Origin of the sequence: Bordetella genomosp. 13 (genome assembly GCF_007679965.1) — a bacterium.
In the GTDB taxonomy this organism is placed as follows: Bacteria; Pseudomonadota; Gammaproteobacteria; order Burkholderiales; family Burkholderiaceae_B; genus Bordetella.
On record NZ_VEHL01000002.1, the window covers coordinates 206,560 to 221,731 of the forward strand.

18 protein-coding genes are annotated in these 15,172 nt (G+C 67.0%); 8 read left to right on the top strand and 10 right to left on the bottom strand.

Translation table 11 applies throughout. The features are described 5' to 3' along the window. Positions 1-46: 46 nt before the first annotated feature. Both FS845_RS06795 and fmt read left to right on the top strand, forming a co-directional pair. Positions 47-760, top strand: coding sequence for a hypothetical protein (locus FS845_RS06795; protein WP_144631751.1), 714 nt, complete (start codon positions 47-49; stop codon positions 758-760). 91 nt (positions 761-851) lie between these two features. After that, a complete protein-coding gene (fmt, locus tag FS845_RS06800; RefSeq protein ID WP_144631754.1) occupies positions 852-1,805 on the top strand; it encodes a methionyl-tRNA formyltransferase in 954 nt (317 codons plus the stop codon). 112 nt (positions 1,806-1,917) lie between these two features. On the opposite strand, the gene FS845_RS06805 is transcribed toward fmt, so the two are convergent. The 3 genes from FS845_RS06805 to FS845_RS06815 are packed head-to-tail and all read right to left on the bottom strand — an operon-like array spanning position 1,918 to position 3,709. Then, positions 1,918-2,547, bottom strand: a complete 630-nt coding sequence (locus FS845_RS06805; protein ID WP_144631757.1) for an HAD-IA family hydrolase — start codon at positions 2,545-2,547, stop codon at positions 1,918-1,920. Further along, positions 2,544-3,125 (bottom strand): hypothetical protein, encoded by a 582-nt coding sequence (locus FS845_RS06810; RefSeq protein WP_260986193.1) that lies wholly within the window; start codon positions 3,123-3,125, stop codon positions 2,544-2,546. Before FS845_RS06810 ends, FS845_RS06805 begins: the two co-directional genes overlap by 4 nt. Continuing rightward, on the bottom strand, positions 3,122-3,709 hold the full coding sequence (locus FS845_RS06815; RefSeq protein WP_144631763.1) for a TIGR00730 family Rossman fold protein: 588 nt from the start codon (positions 3,707-3,709) through the stop codon (positions 3,122-3,124). The genes FS845_RS06810 and FS845_RS06815 overlap by 4 nt, the downstream gene beginning before the upstream one ends. Positions 3,710-3,942: 233 nt before the next feature. On the opposite strand from FS845_RS06815, the gene FS845_RS06820 reads away from it, so the two are divergent. Further along, positions 3,943-4,488, top strand: a complete 546-nt coding sequence (locus FS845_RS06820; RefSeq protein WP_144631766.1) for a bacterioferritin — start codon at positions 3,943-3,945, stop codon at positions 4,486-4,488. A 58-nt stretch (positions 4,489-4,546) separates the two neighbouring features. Here FS845_RS06820 and FS845_RS06825 read toward each other — a convergent pair whose 3' ends face one another. From FS845_RS06825 to FS845_RS06835, 3 genes are all read right to left on the bottom strand, one after another. Further along, positions 4,547-5,038: a cupin domain-containing protein gene (locus FS845_RS06825; protein ID WP_260986194.1), complete on the bottom strand. Its 492-nt coding sequence runs from the start codon at positions 5,036-5,038 to the stop codon at positions 4,547-4,549. Continuing rightward, the gene (gene rimO / locus FS845_RS06830) at positions 5,035-6,348 is read right to left on the bottom strand and encodes a 30S ribosomal protein S12 methylthiotransferase RimO (protein ID WP_144632787.1); all 1,314 of its coding nucleotides are present in this window, start codon (positions 6,346-6,348) and stop codon (positions 5,035-5,037) included. The genes FS845_RS06825 and rimO overlap by 4 nt, the downstream gene beginning before the upstream one ends. 106 nt (positions 6,349-6,454) lie before the next feature. Further along, on the bottom strand, positions 6,455-6,733 hold the full coding sequence (locus FS845_RS06835; RefSeq protein ID WP_144631769.1) for a helix-turn-helix domain-containing protein: 279 nt from the start codon (positions 6,731-6,733) through the stop codon (positions 6,455-6,457). A 524-nt stretch (positions 6,734-7,257) separates the two neighbouring features. Between FS845_RS06835 and FS845_RS06840 the strand changes: the two genes are divergently transcribed. Genes FS845_RS06840 through FS845_RS06850 form a run of 3 tightly spaced genes read left to right on the top strand, consistent with a single transcriptional unit; the run spans position 7,258 to position 9,628 of the window. Further along, on the top strand, positions 7,258-8,454 hold the full coding sequence (locus tag FS845_RS06840) for a putative zinc-binding metallopeptidase (RefSeq protein ID WP_260986195.1): 1,197 nt from the start codon (positions 7,258-7,260) through the stop codon (positions 8,452-8,454). Further along, entirely contained in the window at positions 8,451-9,335 is an 885-nt protein-coding gene (locus FS845_RS06845) for a transglutaminase-like domain-containing protein (protein ID WP_144631772.1), read from the top strand. Before FS845_RS06840 ends, FS845_RS06845 begins: the two co-directional genes overlap by 4 nt. A 35-nt stretch (positions 9,336-9,370) precedes the next feature. Next, a complete protein-coding gene (locus FS845_RS06850) occupies positions 9,371-9,628 on the top strand; it encodes a hypothetical protein (RefSeq protein WP_144631774.1) in 258 nt (85 codons plus the stop codon). Positions 9,629-9,805: 177 nt separating this feature from the next. Here FS845_RS06850 and FS845_RS06855 read toward each other — a convergent pair whose 3' ends face one another. The 4 genes from FS845_RS06855 to FS845_RS06870 all read right to left on the bottom strand — a co-directional run bounded on the left by FS845_RS06855 (position 9,806) and on the right by FS845_RS06870 (position 12,833). Continuing rightward, the gene (locus FS845_RS06855) at positions 9,806-10,009 is read right to left on the bottom strand and encodes a cold-shock protein (protein WP_144631776.1); all 204 of its coding nucleotides are present in this window, start codon (positions 10,007-10,009) and stop codon (positions 9,806-9,808) included. A 214-nt stretch (positions 10,010-10,223) separates the two neighbouring features. After that, positions 10,224-10,676 (bottom strand): 3-hydroxyacyl-ACP dehydratase FabZ, encoded by a 453-nt coding sequence (gene fabZ, locus FS845_RS06860; RefSeq protein WP_144631782.1) that lies wholly within the window; start codon positions 10,674-10,676, stop codon positions 10,224-10,226. Between the two features lie 176 nt (positions 10,677-10,852). Further along, entirely contained in the window at positions 10,853-12,358 is a 1,506-nt protein-coding gene (locus FS845_RS06865; protein WP_144631786.1) for a tripartite tricarboxylate transporter permease, read from the bottom strand. 10 nt (positions 12,359-12,368) lie between these two features. Further along, on the bottom strand, positions 12,369-12,833 hold the full coding sequence (locus FS845_RS06870; protein WP_144631789.1) for a tripartite tricarboxylate transporter TctB family protein: 465 nt from the start codon (positions 12,831-12,833) through the stop codon (positions 12,369-12,371). Between the two features lie 216 nt (positions 12,834-13,049). Between FS845_RS06870 and FS845_RS06875 the strand changes: the two genes are divergently transcribed. Beyond that, positions 13,050-13,766, top strand: coding sequence for a response regulator transcription factor (locus FS845_RS06875; RefSeq protein WP_144631793.1), 717 nt, complete (start codon positions 13,050-13,052; stop codon positions 13,764-13,766). Next, on the top strand, positions 13,747-15,171 hold the full coding sequence (locus FS845_RS06880; protein ID WP_144631796.1) for a sensor histidine kinase: 1,425 nt from the start codon (positions 13,747-13,749) through the stop codon (positions 15,169-15,171). Before FS845_RS06875 ends, FS845_RS06880 begins: the two co-directional genes overlap by 20 nt. The last annotated feature ends 1 nt before the right edge of the window (position 15,172 follow it).

The following is a 15,172-nucleotide window of genomic DNA, read 5'->3' on the forward strand; positions in this document are numbered from 1 at the left end:
TAGCTTCCTCTTTCCGATGCGATCCGTCCCGTCCCGCACCTTGTTCGTGCGCAGCGTCCTTGCGCGCGCCGCTTTCGTTCACCTGCGCGCCGCCGCCTTGCTGGCCACCACGGCCGCCGCCGCGCTCGCCACCCATCCCGTCCACGCACAGGAGGTCTACGCCAATGCCGGCTTTCTGGGCGCGGGCATCGGCTATGCCCAGGGGATCACCCAGTCGTTCACCCTGCGCGCCGATTTCAGCACCGTCGGCACGGTCAAGCACAGCGGCACCACCAATGATTTCGACTACGACGGCCGGTTCCGCAGCAACCAGGCCATGGTTTACGCGGACTGGTTTCCGTTCGACGCCGGCTTTCGCCTGACGGCCGGTATCGGCTGGCGCGAGATGACGGGCTCGGCCGAGCCCCGGCCCGACGAGAACGGCCGCATCCGCATCGGCGATACGAAGCTGCGCTACCGCGAGGGCGACTATGCCCGCGCCAAGCTGGACTTCCCGCGGATCGCGCCATACCTGGGCATCGGCTGGGGCCACAATGTTGTGCAACGCAAGCAGGGCTGGGGCTTCATCGCCGACCTGGGCGTGTTGTTCGGCAGGCCCACGGTCAACATGGACGTCAACCCGGCGCTCTACACGCGACTGGGCATCCGCTCGGGCGATGCGCAGCGCGAGATCGACAAGCAGCGGGACAAGATGCAGGACGACGCGAATTCGCTGCGCTTCTTCCCCCAGGCCTACGTGGGCGTGTCGTACACGTTCTGAAGCCGGCCGGCGGCGCGATCGCGGTATAAATCGGGCTGGATGTCATCGCGCCTGACGCGCGGTGGCTGCACTTCATACTTGCCCGATCCCCATGCGCCTTGTCTTTGCCGGAACCCCCGAATTCGCCCGTATCGCCCTGGATGCCCTGTTGGCCGCCGGGCACGAGATCCCGTTGGTGCTGACCCAGCCCGACCGTCCCGCGGGCCGGGGCCTTAAGCTCACGCCCAGCCCGGTCAAGCAGGCGGCGCTGGCCGCCGGCATCGAGGTGGCGCAGCCGCGCAGCCTGCGGCTGGACGGCCGCTATCCCGACGAGGCCGCGGCGGCGCGCGACCTGCTGGTCCGTACGGCGCCCGACGTCATGGTGGTGGCCGCCTACGGCCTGATCCTGCCGCAATGGACGCTGCAGCTGCCGCGGCTGGGCTGCCTGAACATCCATGCCAGCCTGCTGCCGCGCTGGCGCGGCGCCGCGCCGATCCAGCGTGCCATCGAGGCCGGCGATGCGCGCACCGGGGTCACCATCATGCAGATGGACGAAGGCCTGGATACCGGCGACATGCTGCTGGAACACGTGGTGCCCATCGGCCCGCAGCAAAGCGCGGCCGAACTGCACGACGCGCTGGCCGCCGCGGGCGGACAGGCCATCGTGCAAGCGCTGGCTGCCCTGCCGCGCGGCGAGCTGGTGCCGCGCAGCCAGCCGGAAGACGGCGTCACCTATGCCGCCAAGCTGGACAAGGCCGAGGCCGCGCTGGACCTGGCGCAGCCGGCCGAGACGCTGGCACGCCGTATCCGCGCCTTCAATCCCGTGCCGGGCGCCACGCTGCGCCTGCCGGGACTGCCCGATCCCGTGAAGGTGTGGCGCGCCCAGGTGCTACCGGCCGAGTCCGCGGGCGCCGAGCCGGGCCGCGTGTTGCGCGCGTCCGCGCAAGGCGTGGACGTGGCCACGGGTGAGGGCGTGCTGCGCTTGCTGGAGCTGCAGAAGGCGGGCGGCAAGCGCCAGCCGGCCGAGGCTTTCGTGCTGGGATGGCAGCCGCCGCAGGCGGGCTGAGGACCGACCGGACAGGCTTGCGGCCTTCCTGCCGGCAGCGCCGCGGGCGATGCGCCGATGCGGCGTCGGCGATGAGCCGAAGATCGACGCGATGCGCGGGGAGCCCGCGCCCCTAGGCCAGTTGCGCCGGGATGTCCGCCACGTCCAGGAACAGCGTATCGGGCGATCCCGCGCGCAACGCGTCCACGTGGTTGTAGCCCCAGGCCACGCATCCCACGCGCACGCCGGCCTGGCGCGCTGCCTCGATATCGCGCAGCTCGTCGCCCACCAGCATCAACTGCTGCGGCGGGATGGCATGGCGCGCCAGCAGGCGCTTGAGCTTGGCCGGCTTGCCGAACATGTCGGTGCCGCACTCGTAGTCATCGAACAGCGTCTGGACCTTCGGGCCCAGCACGCGCCGCACGTTGTCCAGCGAGTTCGAGCTGACCACGGCCAGCTGCACGCCGGCCTCCTTCAATTGCGCCAACGCGTCGGCGATGCCGTCGAACAGCCGCACCTCGCCGGGCGCGGCATCGGCCATGCGCTGGCGCACGTGGATCATGATGGCGGGCAGTTTCCAGAAGGGCACCCGCAGCATCCGCAGGATCTCTTGCGCGCTGCAATGGCGCATGCGCAGCCGCTCCTGCGCGTCCGGCTTGCGAAAGCCGTAACGGTCGGCCACGTCGTCCAGGATGCCATCGAACCACGGCAGGGTGTCGGCCAGCGTGCCGTCGAAGTCGAAGGCCGCGATGCGAGGCTTCAAGCCGTCTCTCGGGCAGGGGGCGGACCGTTGCGGCGGATCCATTGCAGGACCGGCGCCAGTTCCTCGATGGCCGGCGCGGCGGCCACGACCTGCGTGGCGTTGGTCCACGGATAGGGCAGGCCGGTCAGCCATTCCAGCACGGGCTCGCTGTCGCGCGCCGGCAGCGTCAGCATGGTCTCGATGGTGATGACCAGCTTGCTGGCCAGGTGCGGCTCGCGCTGGAAGGTCCAGTCGTAGCGGCCGCAACCCAGGCGCACCTGGCCGCTGGCCTTCTCGGTCATGCCGACGATCCAGTCGCAGTCGTACGTGTCCAGCACGGCGCCTTCCTCGGGCCGGGACAGGTAGAACGTGTAGACGTTGTCGTAGGTCTGGCCGAAGCGCCGCACCAGGGTATCGGTGATTGCCTCGCGGCCGCGCGCCTCGGGCGGGAAGGCGATGGCCTCCGTGCGCAGCGCCATCTTCAGGATGGCGTCGGACGCGAAGGCGCGCCCCATGTACCACGGGCGATTCTCGTCCTTGGCATGGAAGTAATCGCGCAGCACGGCTGCGCTGTCGCGCGCCTGGAGGGAGGATTTCAATGTTCGCCCTTTTCGATCCATTTGGATACCGTGGGAGCAGTGTAGGCGGCGAAGCGATCCAGCAGCGCCGCGGGATCGGACTCGACCGTCAGCATGGCGCGGTGCTGCTCGCGCACGAAGGCTTCTTCGACGGTGTGGTCCAGGAAGGCCGCCAGCTGGTCGTAATAGCCGGCGATGTTGAGCAGGCCGCAGGGCTTGGCATGCATGCCGAGCTGGGCCCAGGTCCAGGTCTCGAAGATCTCTTCCAACGTGCCGGCGCCGCCGGGCAGGGCGACGAAGCCGTCGGACTCCTGCGCCATCAGCGTCTTGCGCTCGTGCATCGATTGCACCACGCGCAGGTCGGTCAGGCCGTGATGCGCCAGCTCCTTGCGCACCAGCGCTTCGGGGATGATGCCCAGCACGCGGCCGCCCTCGGCCAGCACGGCGTCGGCCACCGCGCCCATGATGCCGACGCTGGCGCCGCCGTACACCAGGCCGATGTCGCGGCGCACGAGCTCGCGCCCCAGGGCCTGGGCCTGTTCGATGTAGACGGGTTGGCGGCCGCTGTTCGAGCCGCAGTACACGCAGATGTTCTTCAGGGACATGGGACGCGCCGGCGGGTCGCGCCGGTTACAAATTGGGTGAGAGACGCAAGAATGATTAACTAGTTTACGCAACTCGCCGGGCCTGCCAGCCGCGCTGCCCCATGGGCGGGGCATTTCCGGCGCACTTTTGCCAGCAAGAATTCGACACAGCACAAAAAATCTCCATCGATACACTGGGTCGTTCCAGGCGCCCGGACAGAGAAGGGGCGTCTCCACCAGCCAGGAGCAACGACATGACACAGTCCACCCAGACCTCAGGTTCGTTCGATATGGATGTGCAGGCCATCCGCGCCAAGGCGCGTCAGGACATCGAGTCCGGCGCCGTCACCGACACGTACCGCGCCGATCGCGAAACGGTGCTGAAGCTTCTCAACGAAGCGCTGGCCACCGAAGTCGTCTGTGTGCTGCGCTACAAGCGCCACTACTTCATGGCCCGCGGCCTGAACGCCGAGCCCGTGGCGGCCGAGTTCGCCGAGCACGCGGCCGAAGAGCAGTCGCACGCCGACCGCCTGGCCGAGCGCATCGTGCAGTTGGGCGGCGAGCCCAACCTGTCGCCCGAGGGTCTGACCGCGCGCAGCCACTCGGAATATGTGGAAGGCAGCACGCTGCAGGACATGATCAAGGAAAACCTGATCGCCGAGCGCATCGCCATCGACAGCTATCGCCAGATGGTCGAATACATCGGCGACAAGGACACCACCACGCGCCGCCTGCTGGAAGAGATCCTGGCGGTCGAGGAAGAGCACGCGGACGACCTGTCGGACTTCCTGGAGAAGTGATGGTCCAGACGCCGCCGGCGCGACGTCCGTCATGGACGCGGCCGGTGGCCGGACGCGGCTACAGCAACGCGTCGTAGGGCGCCTGCTTCAGCGCTGCCGGGCATTGATGCGGCGGCAGGTCCGCCGCCAGCGTGAAGTCCCGGAACTCGAAGCCCGGGCCCACGGTGCAGCCGGCCAGGGCGTATTCGCCCGCCGGGCGCGCGGCCTGCCAAGCGCCCGCCGGAACCACGCGCACGGGCAGGGCATCCGCGTCCGCCATGCCAAGTTTCCAGGTGATCACCTGGGAGGCGCCGGGCAGCAGCACCATCAGGTCGATGGGCGCGCCTTCGTAGTGATGCCACGCCTCGTCGGCATCGACGCGATGCCACCGGCTGCACGCGCCTTGCGGCAGCAGGAAGAAGATGGACGTCAGCGCGCCGCGCGCCTCGCCGTCGGGCTGCCGCAGCACCGTCAGGCCCGAGCGGAAGACTTCGCGATACATCCCGCCTTCGGGATGCGGCTCCAGGCGCAGCCGCTGCGCCAGCTCCTTGGCGCGCGCGGACAGCGTCACAGCGCCTCGCCCCACAGATCGTATTCGTCCGAATCGGTGATCCGCACGCGCACGATGTCGCCGGCGGCCAGCGGACGGTCGCTGTCGACGTAGACGCAGCCGTCGATCTCGGGCGCATCCGCGCTGGAGCGGCCGATGATGTCGCCGTCCTCGTCAGTGCCGTCGATCAGCACGTCGATCTCGCGTCCCACCTTCGCCTTCAGGCGCGCGGCCGAGATGGCCTGCTGGTGCTCCATGAAGCGCTCCCAGCGTTCCTGCTTGACCTCGTCGGGCACGGGATCGGGCAGGTCATTGGCTGGCGCGCCTTCCACCGGCGAATACTGGAAACAGCCCACGCGATCCAGCTGCGCTTCGCTCATCCAGTCCAGCAGATACTGGAAGTCTTCCTCGGTCTCGCCGGGGAAGCCGACGATGAAGGTGGACCGCAGCGTCAGGTCGGGACAGATCTCGCGCCAGCGCTTGATGCGGGCCAGCGTCTTGTCCTCGAAGGCCGGGCGTTTCATCAGCTTCAGCACGCGCGGGCTGGCGTGCTGGAAGGGGATGTCCAGGTAGGGCAGGATCTTGCCCTCGGCCATCAGCGGGATGACCTCGTCCACGTGCGGATACGGGTACACGTAGTGCAGGCGCGTCCACACGCCCATCTCGGACAGGGCCGCGCACAGCTCGGTCATGCGCGTCTTCACCGGGCGGCCGTTCCAGAAGCCGCTGCGGAACTTCACGTCCACGCCGTAGGCGCTGGTGTCCTGCGAGACGACCAGCAGCTCCTTCACGCCGGCCTTCACCAGGCGTTCGGCTTCGCTCAGCACGTCGCCCACCGGACGGCTGACCAGGTCGCCGCGCATGGACGGGATGATGCAGAAGCTGCAGCGGTGATTGCAGCCTTCGGAGATCTTCAGGTAGGCGTAGTGGCGCGGCGTCAGCTTGATGCCTTGCGGCGGCACCAGGTCGACGTAGGGATTGTGGTTCTGCACCGGGGGCGCGGCCTGGTGCACGGCCTGCACGACCTGTTCGTATTGCTGTGGACCCGTCACGGCCAGTACGCTGGGATGCACCTGCCGGATGGCCGATTCTTCCACGCCCAGGCAGCCCGTGACGATGACGCGGCCGTTGGCCGCGATGGCCTCGCCGATGGCTTCCAGCGATTCGGCCTTGGCGCTGTCGATGAAGCCACAGGTGTTGACCACCACCACGTCGGCGTTGTCGTAGCTGGGCGTGATCTGGTAGCCCTCGGTGCGCAGCTGGGTCAGGATGCGCTCGGAGTCCACGAGCGCCTTCGGACAGCCCAGCGACACGAAGCCCACGCGCGGCACGCGGCCATCGGCGGCGGCCGCCGCGATGGCGTCGTCCAGTTGCTTGCCGGTGTCGTTGCCGGGGGCGTTGTCGGCATTGGAGGAGCCTTTGCCGGCCCGGGATTTTTCAAGGGTTTCCAATCTGGTTCACCGTAGTGTTCGTGTCTTCCGCATGCCAGGGCGGCAGGTCGCGCAAGGTCTCGGGGTGGAGGATGGCCACGCGCAACAGGGTCTTGGCCGCACCCGACGGGTTGCGGCGGCCTTGCTCCCAGTCCTGCAGGGTGCGCACGCTGACGCCCAGCAGGTCGGCGAAGTCGGCCTGGGGCAGGCCGACGCGGTTGCGCGCCTCGCTGATATGCGACGGCTGCCACTGTGCGGCTTGCGCCAGTGGGGCTGCTTTCTTCATGGTTGGTTCGAGGGTTGGGCGGCGGCGCGTTCGCGCGGCAGTCCGGAATCCAGGCCGTCGTGCCGGGGTGGCGACGAGGGAGGTGGCATTATACGGCATTGCCGTAGGGTGCCGTCCGCGGGCGCCGCGATCGCGTGGCAGCCCCTGGCATCCGACCCCACTAGACACTTCTTTTGCAAATGACCGGTAGGTGAAAGCGCGTCGGCCCTGTAGGCTGGGTCTTGCCGATCCAATGTGACAGAGCAATGCCATGACCCAGTGTGTACGCAGCGCGGGCGCGGTGCCGCTGGAGCATTCTCCTCCTCCGAATCCGACCTACCCCGACAAGCACCAGGACCGCCCGCCGCCCGCACCTCCTGCCCAGCGCACGCCGCCGCCGCAGAGGCACGGCTGAGCGCGCGCACCTGCCCGGCCGCACTGGCGGGGCGCAATCCCGCTGCCCTGTACGCGCGATTCCATGCGCGTATCGACAGACGGGGACGATCGTCCTACTCAACTGCCGGCGAGGCAAGCGCCATCCCGGCATGGACGGCATGACACAGGTGCAGAATTTGCCAATGACTTTTTCCTCGGCGACGAAGAGCCGGCCCCGCGAGACCGAATGGACGCCCCGCGCCTACCAATGCGCATGCGGCCGGCGGATCTTTTTCCGGAATACGCAATGCCTGGCCTGCAAGGCTTCGCTGGGCTACGTGGCGTCCCGCCGCACCGTCTATCCGCTGCTGCCCGGCCCCGGACCGCAGACGTGGCGCATCGTCGCGGACGAGGACGGCGACAGCCGGCCATATCGGCGATGCGCGAACTTCGCGACAGCCGCAGCGTGCAACTGGCTGCTCGAACCGGGTGAAGGCCACGCCATGCATTTCTGCCGGTCCTGCCGGCTCAACCGCACCATCCCCGACCTGTCCCAGGCACGCAATCCGCCGTTGTGGCTGGGCATGGAGCGGGCCAAGCGCAGGCTGGTATCGCAACTGATCGGCCTGGGGCTGCCCGTGGCATCCAAGGTGTCCGAAGATCCGCGCCACGGCCTGGCGTACGATTTCCTCTGCAACGCCGCTGGGCAGCCGCGCGTGATGACCGGGCATGCCGACGGCATCATCACCATCAACCTGGAAGAGGCCGACGATGCGGCGCGAGAGCGCATCCGCATCGACATGGGCGAGCCCTACCGCACGCTGCTCGGCCATTTCCGCCACGAGGTCGGTCATTACTACTGGGACCGGCTGGTGCGGGACAAACCGTGGCAGCAGGACGGCCGGCGGCTGTTCGGAGACGAACGCCAGGACTATCGCGCCGCGCTGGATGCGAACTACGCAAGCGGTCCGCCCGCCGACTGGCGGCTGCGGTACGTCAGTGCCTACGCGAGCATCCACCCCTATGAAGACTGGGCGGAGACCTGGGCGCACTACCTGCACCTGCGCGATACGCTGGACACCGCCGTGAGCTATGGCATCGCTGGCGCGGAGGACGACGACGAGCGCGCCGCGTTCGGTCCTGTCGACCTGTGGCGGCGCGATCTTTCCAACGGGTTGGCCTTCCTCGACATACTGAACCGGTGGGTGCGTATCACGAGCGTGATGAACGAGATGTCACGGGCCATGGGCCAGCACGACTTCTATCCTTTCGTGCTGCCCCATGCGGCCGTCGCGAAGCTGCATTTCATCCATTGCGTCGTGTCGCAGGACATGGGGGGCGCGCCGGCCCTGGAGGCGCGGGCATGATCGACGCGGAGAAGGTCCGGATCGCGCTGAGCGTCGACCTGGAGTATGAAATCGGTTCTTATGGCGCGGATTTCATCTTCAATATCCATGCCGCCCATACCGCTCGCCAGTCGGTGTCCAGCGAGCACGTGTCGCTGAGCCAGCCCATCGTCGCCGACGTGCAGACCGAACCCCTGACTGGGAACCGCTACATGCGGCTGCGCGCCATGCCGGGCCTGCTGAAAGTGGCCTATCGCGCGACCCTGGAACTGCAGCACCATCGCGCGGAACCGGCCCGCCTTAACGAGGTCGCCATCCGGGATCTGCCGCTCGCCACGCTGGGATACCTCTATCCCAGCCGCTATTGCGAGTCGGACAAGCTCATGCGCATCGCCATGAAGCAGTTCGGCGCAATGGCGCCCGGTTATGCCCGCGTGCAGGCCATCATGGCGTGGGTGCAGAAAGAGATCACCTACTTGCCGAACACCTCGGGATCGAGCACCTCGGCCGTCGACACCCTCCTGGGCCAGACGGGCGTGTGCCGCGACTTCGCCCATTTGATGATCACCCTGTGCCGGTCGCTGAACATTCCGGCGCGCTTCACCACCGGCACCGACTACGGCGCCGATCCGATGATCGGCCCGCCCGACTTCCACGCCTATGTCGAGGTGTATGTCGGCGACCGCTGGTACATCTTCGATCCCTCCGGCACCGGCGTGCCGATGGGTTTCGTGCGCATCGGCACGGGCCGCGATGCTGCCGATGTGTCGTTCGCGACGATGTTCGGCGCCGTGACCCCCCTCTGCGGGCCGAAAGTGGATGCCCGGGCGATCGAAGACGCTTCTGCCGGCATCGTCCGGCCGTACCACACGCATCTGGCCATTTCAACGGACACGCCCTAGGCGTGTTCCCCACCCCGAACAACGAGGCTCTCTCCATGAACCAGAACCATCTCATCTACAAAGGCTACAGGCTGACTGCCAGTGTCAAGCGGACGCCGGGCCCCGATGCCGCCCGCCCCGCCTTTACCGCGACCGTGACGGTGGCGCTGCCAGGCGACCAGGACATGCCCGGCGTCCCTCAGGCCGTGCCGCGATTCGCCTCGGGTGCGACCGTCTCCAGCCCGCACATCGCCGTGGATGCCGCCATCGACCATGGACGGTGCGTCGTGGACGGGTACCGCCGGCCTGCTTGAGGCTTGAGGAACGGCCGCATTCCGGGCGGCCAGATGCAGCCGCTCGCGTGAACGGAAACGCCGAACGGCGCACGCCAGCCGGGTAGCTGGGTGCGCCGCAATGCAGTGCGAGATCGGGCGGGTACGGGCAGTCCGCCGAAGCGGATGGCCAGATGCGGCAGGCCGTACCCGGGTACTTCAGAGAACGTGGATCTTGGTGGCTTGCGGGCCCTTCGGGCCGTCGCCAGCGACGTAGCTGACGCGCTGGTTTTCTTCCAGCGTCTTGAAGCCCGCGCTCTGGATTTCAGAGAAATGCGCGAAAAGATCCTTTCCGCCGCTCTCGGGCATGATGAAGCCGAAGCCCTTGTCCGCGTTGAACCACTTTACGATGCCGGTTTCCATGTCGGTACTCCTTCCTGAGATTGATGTGTGTTGTCCGGAAGACAATCAAGGAAGGGAAGACGAACAATGTGCGCCGCGTGGCGCAGGACCGAACGAATATCGCAATGCTTGAAGATCTGAGGTCACTATGGGGGGTGGACCGCCGCACGTCAATCGATTTGATGTCACCGGCGTGATACACCTCGCGGCAGCCGTCCCATGCGCTTTTCTCGCGTTACGCGGCCATGGGCCGCATGGCACACAGGATGCGGGCCTGGGCGACCAGCGTATCGCCCACCCAGGCCCGTCCCTGATATTTGCATAGGGAAGCGCTCAGGCGCAGGGCGTCGACCTCTATGCGCAGTTGGTCGCCCGGCACCGCCGGCGCCATGAATTTCGCGTCGTCGATGCCAAGGAAGTAGTACACCACCGTGCCGTGCGCGGGCCGGCTGTCCTGGCCTTCAAGCGTGAACGAGAACAGCGCGGCGGCTTGCGCCATGGCTTCGACGATCAGCATGCCCGGCATGGCTGGCGTACCGGCGCTGGAGTCGAAATAGGGTTCGTTGAACGTTAGGTTCTTGACGGCGGTGATGCGTTTCCGAGGGATGATCTCCGTCACCTTGTCGATGAGCAGCATCGGATAGCGATGCGGCAACCGGCGCAGGATTTCTTCGATGGCCAAGACCATGCGGCGCACTCCTGATAACCACTGGAGTCAGCGGCCGGCATGGCGGAGTCGAGTACCGGACCGTCAGCCGAACTTGCAGTGTCGCACGGAAAGACAGCGAAGCATCCGCCGGCGCCCAAAAAAAGCGCTGCCGAAGCAGCGCCAAACGTCTCAGCCCCTGGAGGGTGGGAACTGGATCAACCTTCTTCCACGAACGTCTCTTCGCGCTTCTTGCGGATATTCGGCAGCGCCACGATCACGATCAGCACCGCGGCGAAGGCCAGCAGCACGGCGGACAGCGGGCGGTCGACGAAGGTGAGGAAGTCGCCGCGCGACAGCAGCAGGGCACGGCGGAAGTTCTCTTCCATCATGGGGCCCAGCACCAGGCCCAGCAGCAGCGGCGCGCCTTCGCACTTCAGCTTGCTCCACACGTAGCCGACGATGCCGAAGGCGGCGGTCAGCCAGATGTCGAACGGGTTGTAGTTCAGCGAATACACCCCGATCGTGCAGAACACCAGAATGGCCGGGAACATCACGCGGTAAGGCACGCGCAGCAGCTTGACCCAGATGCCCACCAGCGGCAGGTTCAGCACCACCAGCATCAGGTTGCCGATCCACATCGAGGCGATCAGGCCCCAGAACAGTTCCGGGTGGCTGGTCATGACCTGCGGGCCGGGCTGGATGTTGTGGATGGTCATCGCGCCCACCATCAGCGCCATCACCGCGTTGCCCGGGATGCCCAGGGTCAGCAGCGGGATGAACGAGGTCTGCGCGGCCGCGTTGTTGGCGGACTCCGGACCCGCCAGGCCGGCCGGATGGCCCTTGCCGAAGCGTTCGGGGTTCTTCGACATCTTCTTTTCCAGCGTGTAGGACGCGAAAGAAGACAGCACGGCTCCGCCGCCCGGCAGGATGCCCAGCATCGAACCCAGCGCGGTGCCGCGGATGACCGCGGGCGCGGCTTCCTTGAACTCCTGCTTGTTCGGGTACAGCGTGCCGATCTTGTCGGTGATGTCGACGCGGTTTTCCTTCTGTTCCAGGTTGGTCATGATCTCGGCGAAGCCGAACACGCCCATGGCCACGATGGCGAAGTCGATGCCGTCCTGCAGCTCGGGGATGCCGAAGTCGAAGCGCGCCACGCCCGAGTTCACGTCGGTGCCGACCATGCCGACCAAGAGGCCCAGGATGATCATCGCGATGGCCTTGGTCAGCGAACCGGAGGCCAGCACCACAGCGCCCACCAGGCCCAGCACCATCAGCGAGAAGTACTCGGCGGGGCCGAACTGGAAGGCCACTTCGGCGAGCGGCGGCGCGAAGGCGGCCAGCAGCAGCGTGGACACGCAGCCCGCGAAGAAGGAGCCGATGGCCGCGATGGCCAGCGCGGAGCCCGCCCGCCCGTTGCGCGCCATCTGGTGCCCGTCCAGCACGGTCACCACCGCCGAGGTCTCGCCGGGCAGCGCCAGCAGGATCGAGGTGGTCGAGCCGCCGTATTGCGCGCCGTAGTAGATGCCGGCCAGCATGATCAGCCCCGCGGTGGGCGGCAGCACGTAGGTGATGGGCAGCAGCATGGCGATGGTCGGCACGGGACCGATGCCCGGCAGCACGCCGATCAGCGTGCCCAGCAGCGCGCCGATGAATGCATAGAGAAGATTCTGTCCCGTGAAGGCGACGGAGAATCCCAACATCAGGTTATCGAGTAGTTCCATGGCCGGCTCCTCAGTTCATGCCAAGAAAAGTCGGCCACAGCGGGAAGATGAGACCCAGGCCCTTGACGAATGCGATGTGGACGAACACCGTCAGCGCGATCGCGTTGGCGATGGCCACTTTCCAGCTGAATTCGTGGCTGGCGTAGCTGCTGGTCAACACCAGGATGAAGGTCGCCAGGTAGACGCCCAGCGGCTGCATCAGCACGGCATACAGCACGACCGTGCCCACGATCAGGCCGGCGGCGCGCCAGTCGAACCTGGCCACCGTCGTCGGCTCGGCCTTGGGCGACAGCGAACCCAGCGTGACGCCCGCGCCCAGCAGCGCCAGCACGATGCCCAGCCAGAACGGGAAATATCCCGGCCCCATGCGCGCCGCCGTGCCCATCTGGTATTGGCTGGCGATGGCGGCGAATCCTATTCCCAGTACCAGGAACATGATCCCTGACCAGAAGTTTTGCTGCGACCTTATCCTCATGACTCCTTCCCCACGGTTATCGAGCACGAACGCGGTCTGATTACCGCGCGTCGTCGTGCCGCCCTTGCCGCATGGACAGGCGGCAAAAGCAACCCGGAATGCTAGGGGAAAGGGCCCTGGGACAAGCATTACGAGAACATTACGATTCGGAAAGGTGAGGGCCGCGCAACGCGTCATATACTGGCCGGCCCTTTCAAGACCGGAGCACGAACAGGCATGTGGCGCTGTCTGATCATCGAGGACGACATCGAGAACGCCCGCTACGTCGCGACCGGTCTCAAGCAGATGGGCCATCACGCCGTGATCTGCGGCGACGGGCTGAGCGCCATGCGCCGCGCGCTGTCGGAGTCGTGGGACGTCATCGTGCTGGATCGCCTGTTGCCCAACGACATGGACGGCCTGTCCATCCTGTCCGCCCTGCGCGCGATGGACAAGCGCACGCCCGTGCTGGTGCTCAGCGCGCTGACCAGCGTGGACGAGCGCGTGCGCGGCCTGAAGGCGGGCGGCGACGATTACCTGTCCAAACCGTTCGTGTTCTCGGAACTGGCGGCGCGCATCGAGGCGCTGGTGCGCCGCTCGGTCACCACGCAGGACGACAAGCGCATGCTGCAGGTAGCCGACCTGCAGCTGGACCTGGTCAACCGCAAGGTGACGCGCGCGGGCAAGCCCATCGACCTGCAGCCCCGCGAGTTCACGCTGCTGTCGTTCATGGCGATGCATGCCGAGCAGGTGCTGACGCGCACCATGCTGCTGGCCTCCGTGTGGGACTACCACTTCAATCCGCAGACCAACGTGCTGGACGTGCAGATCAGCCGGCTGCGGCAGAAGATCGACGGGCCGTTCGGCCCGCCGCTGATCGAGACCGTGCGCGGCGTGGGCTACAGGCTGACCGCCGGCTTGCAAGGAGACGCGCATGCCGCTGGCGAAGCCTGACAAGGGCTGGCTGCCCCGCCTGTGGCATTCCATCGCGCTGCGGCTGACGTTCAACTATTGCATCCTGGCGCTGGTGACGTCGCTGATACCGCTGGGCGTCTTCTACAAGGAGACGCTGGCGCTGCTGGAGTCGCAGTTCTCGGTGCACGTGGACAACGCGGCCGAGCGCCTGGAGGCGCACTTCGCGCAGAACGGCATCGACGGGCTGCGCGAAGAGATCTCGCTGGAGCTGGGCGACACGGTCAACGGCGAGACCGAGATGTTCCTGCTGCTGGACGCGCGCGGCGAGCCCGTCATCGGCAACATGGACCCATCGCCCGATTTCACGGCGCTGGACGAGCAGGGACGGCGCGTGGACGTGCTGCTGCGCGGCCGGCCCGTGACGGGCCTGCTGGTCAAGCGCCACCTGAACGGCGCGGGCACGCTGATCGTCGGGCACGACGTGAAGGACCTGTACACGCTGACCGACATCGTCACCCGCGTCAGCATGGCTGCCATCGCGACGATCCTCGTCGCCATCCTGCTGGGCGCGTATTTCTTCCGCCTCAGCCTGCGGCGTCGCATCGACGAGATGCGCCTGGTGGCGTCGCAGGTGGGCGTGGGACAGCTGGGCAGGCGTATCCCCATCGACGAGGACGGGCACGACGAGTTCTCGCAGCTGGGGCGCGACATCAACACCATGCTGGACCAGATCGAGGCGCTGATGAACGGCGTGCGCAACGTGTCCGACTCCATCGCGCACCACCTGCGCACGCCGCTGAACCGCATGCTGGCCAAGCTGCACATCGCCGCCACCGAGGCCGGCAGCGTCGAGGAGCTGCAGGCCTATCTGGGCGCGCTGACCAAGGACATCGACGTGCTGGCGAAGATCTCGGAGAAGCTGCTGCAGATCGCCGAGTTCGAGTCGGGCACGCGCCGTTCCAACTTCCAGATGGCGCGGCTGGACGTCATCGCGCGCGACGTGGTTGAGCTTTACGAGGCCATCGCGGACGAGCAGGGCACGCGCCTGTCGCTGCATGCGCCGGATGCCGTCACGGTGCCGGGCGATCGCGACCTGCTGGCCGGCGCCATCATGAACCTGGTCGAGAACGCGTTGAAGTACGGCGGCGAGGGCGGCGAGATCCGCGTCGAGATCGACCATGCCGACACGCACGCCACGCTGCGGGTAAGCGACTGCGGACCGGGCATACCGGAAGGCAAGCAGAAGCGCATCGGCGAGCGCTTCTATCGCCTGCATAGCGACCAGCAGGGATACGGGCTGGGCATTGCCACCGTGGTGGCGATCTGCAAGCTGCATGGCGGCGATTTCAGCCTGAGGAATGGGCATCCGGGGCTGGTGGCCAGCATCCGCGTGCCGCTGCGCGCGGACCGGCTGTCGCGGGACCCCAATCTTTCCAAACCGTAAT

Bases quoted from the DNA above. Each gene is read 5' to 3' on its own strand.
- FS845_RS06880 (WP_144631796.1), top strand. From the start codon at position 13,747: ATGCCGCTGGCGAAGCCTGACAAGGGCTGGCTGCCCCGCCTGTGGCAT.
- FS845_RS06850 (WP_144631774.1), top strand. From the start codon at position 9,371: ATGAACCAGAACCATCTCATCTACAAAGGCTACAGGCTGACTGCCAGT.
- FS845_RS06820 (WP_144631766.1), top strand. From the start codon at position 3,943: ATGACACAGTCCACCCAGACCTCAGGTTCGTTCGATATGGATGTGCAG.
- FS845_RS06840 (WP_260986195.1), top strand. From the start codon at position 7,258: ATGGACGGCATGACACAGGTGCAGAATTTGCCAATGACTTTTTCCTCG.
- fmt (WP_144631754.1), top strand. From the start codon at position 852: ATGCGCCTTGTCTTTGCCGGAACCCCCGAATTCGCCCGTATCGCCCTG.
- FS845_RS06865 (WP_144631786.1), bottom strand. From the start codon at position 12,358: ATGGAACTACTCGATAACCTGATGTTGGGATTCTCCGTCGCCTTCACG.
- FS845_RS06835 (WP_144631769.1), bottom strand. From the start codon at position 6,733: ATGAAGAAAGCAGCCCCACTGGCGCAAGCCGCACAGTGGCAGCCGTCG.
- FS845_RS06855 (WP_144631776.1), bottom strand. From the start codon at position 10,009: ATGGAAACCGGCATCGTAAAGTGGTTCAACGCGGACAAGGGCTTCGGC.
- FS845_RS06875 (WP_144631793.1), top strand. From the start codon at position 13,050: ATGTGGCGCTGTCTGATCATCGAGGACGACATCGAGAACGCCCGCTAC.
- FS845_RS06845 (WP_144631772.1), top strand. From the start codon at position 8,451: ATGATCGACGCGGAGAAGGTCCGGATCGCGCTGAGCGTCGACCTGGAG.
- FS845_RS06815 (WP_144631763.1), bottom strand. From the start codon at position 3,709: ATGTCCCTGAAGAACATCTGCGTGTACTGCGGCTCGAACAGCGGCCGC.
- FS845_RS06870 (WP_144631789.1), bottom strand. From the start codon at position 12,833: ATGAGGATAAGGTCGCAGCAAAACTTCTGGTCAGGGATCATGTTCCTG.
- fabZ (WP_144631782.1), bottom strand. From the start codon at position 10,676: ATGGTCTTGGCCATCGAAGAAATCCTGCGCCGGTTGCCGCATCGCTAT.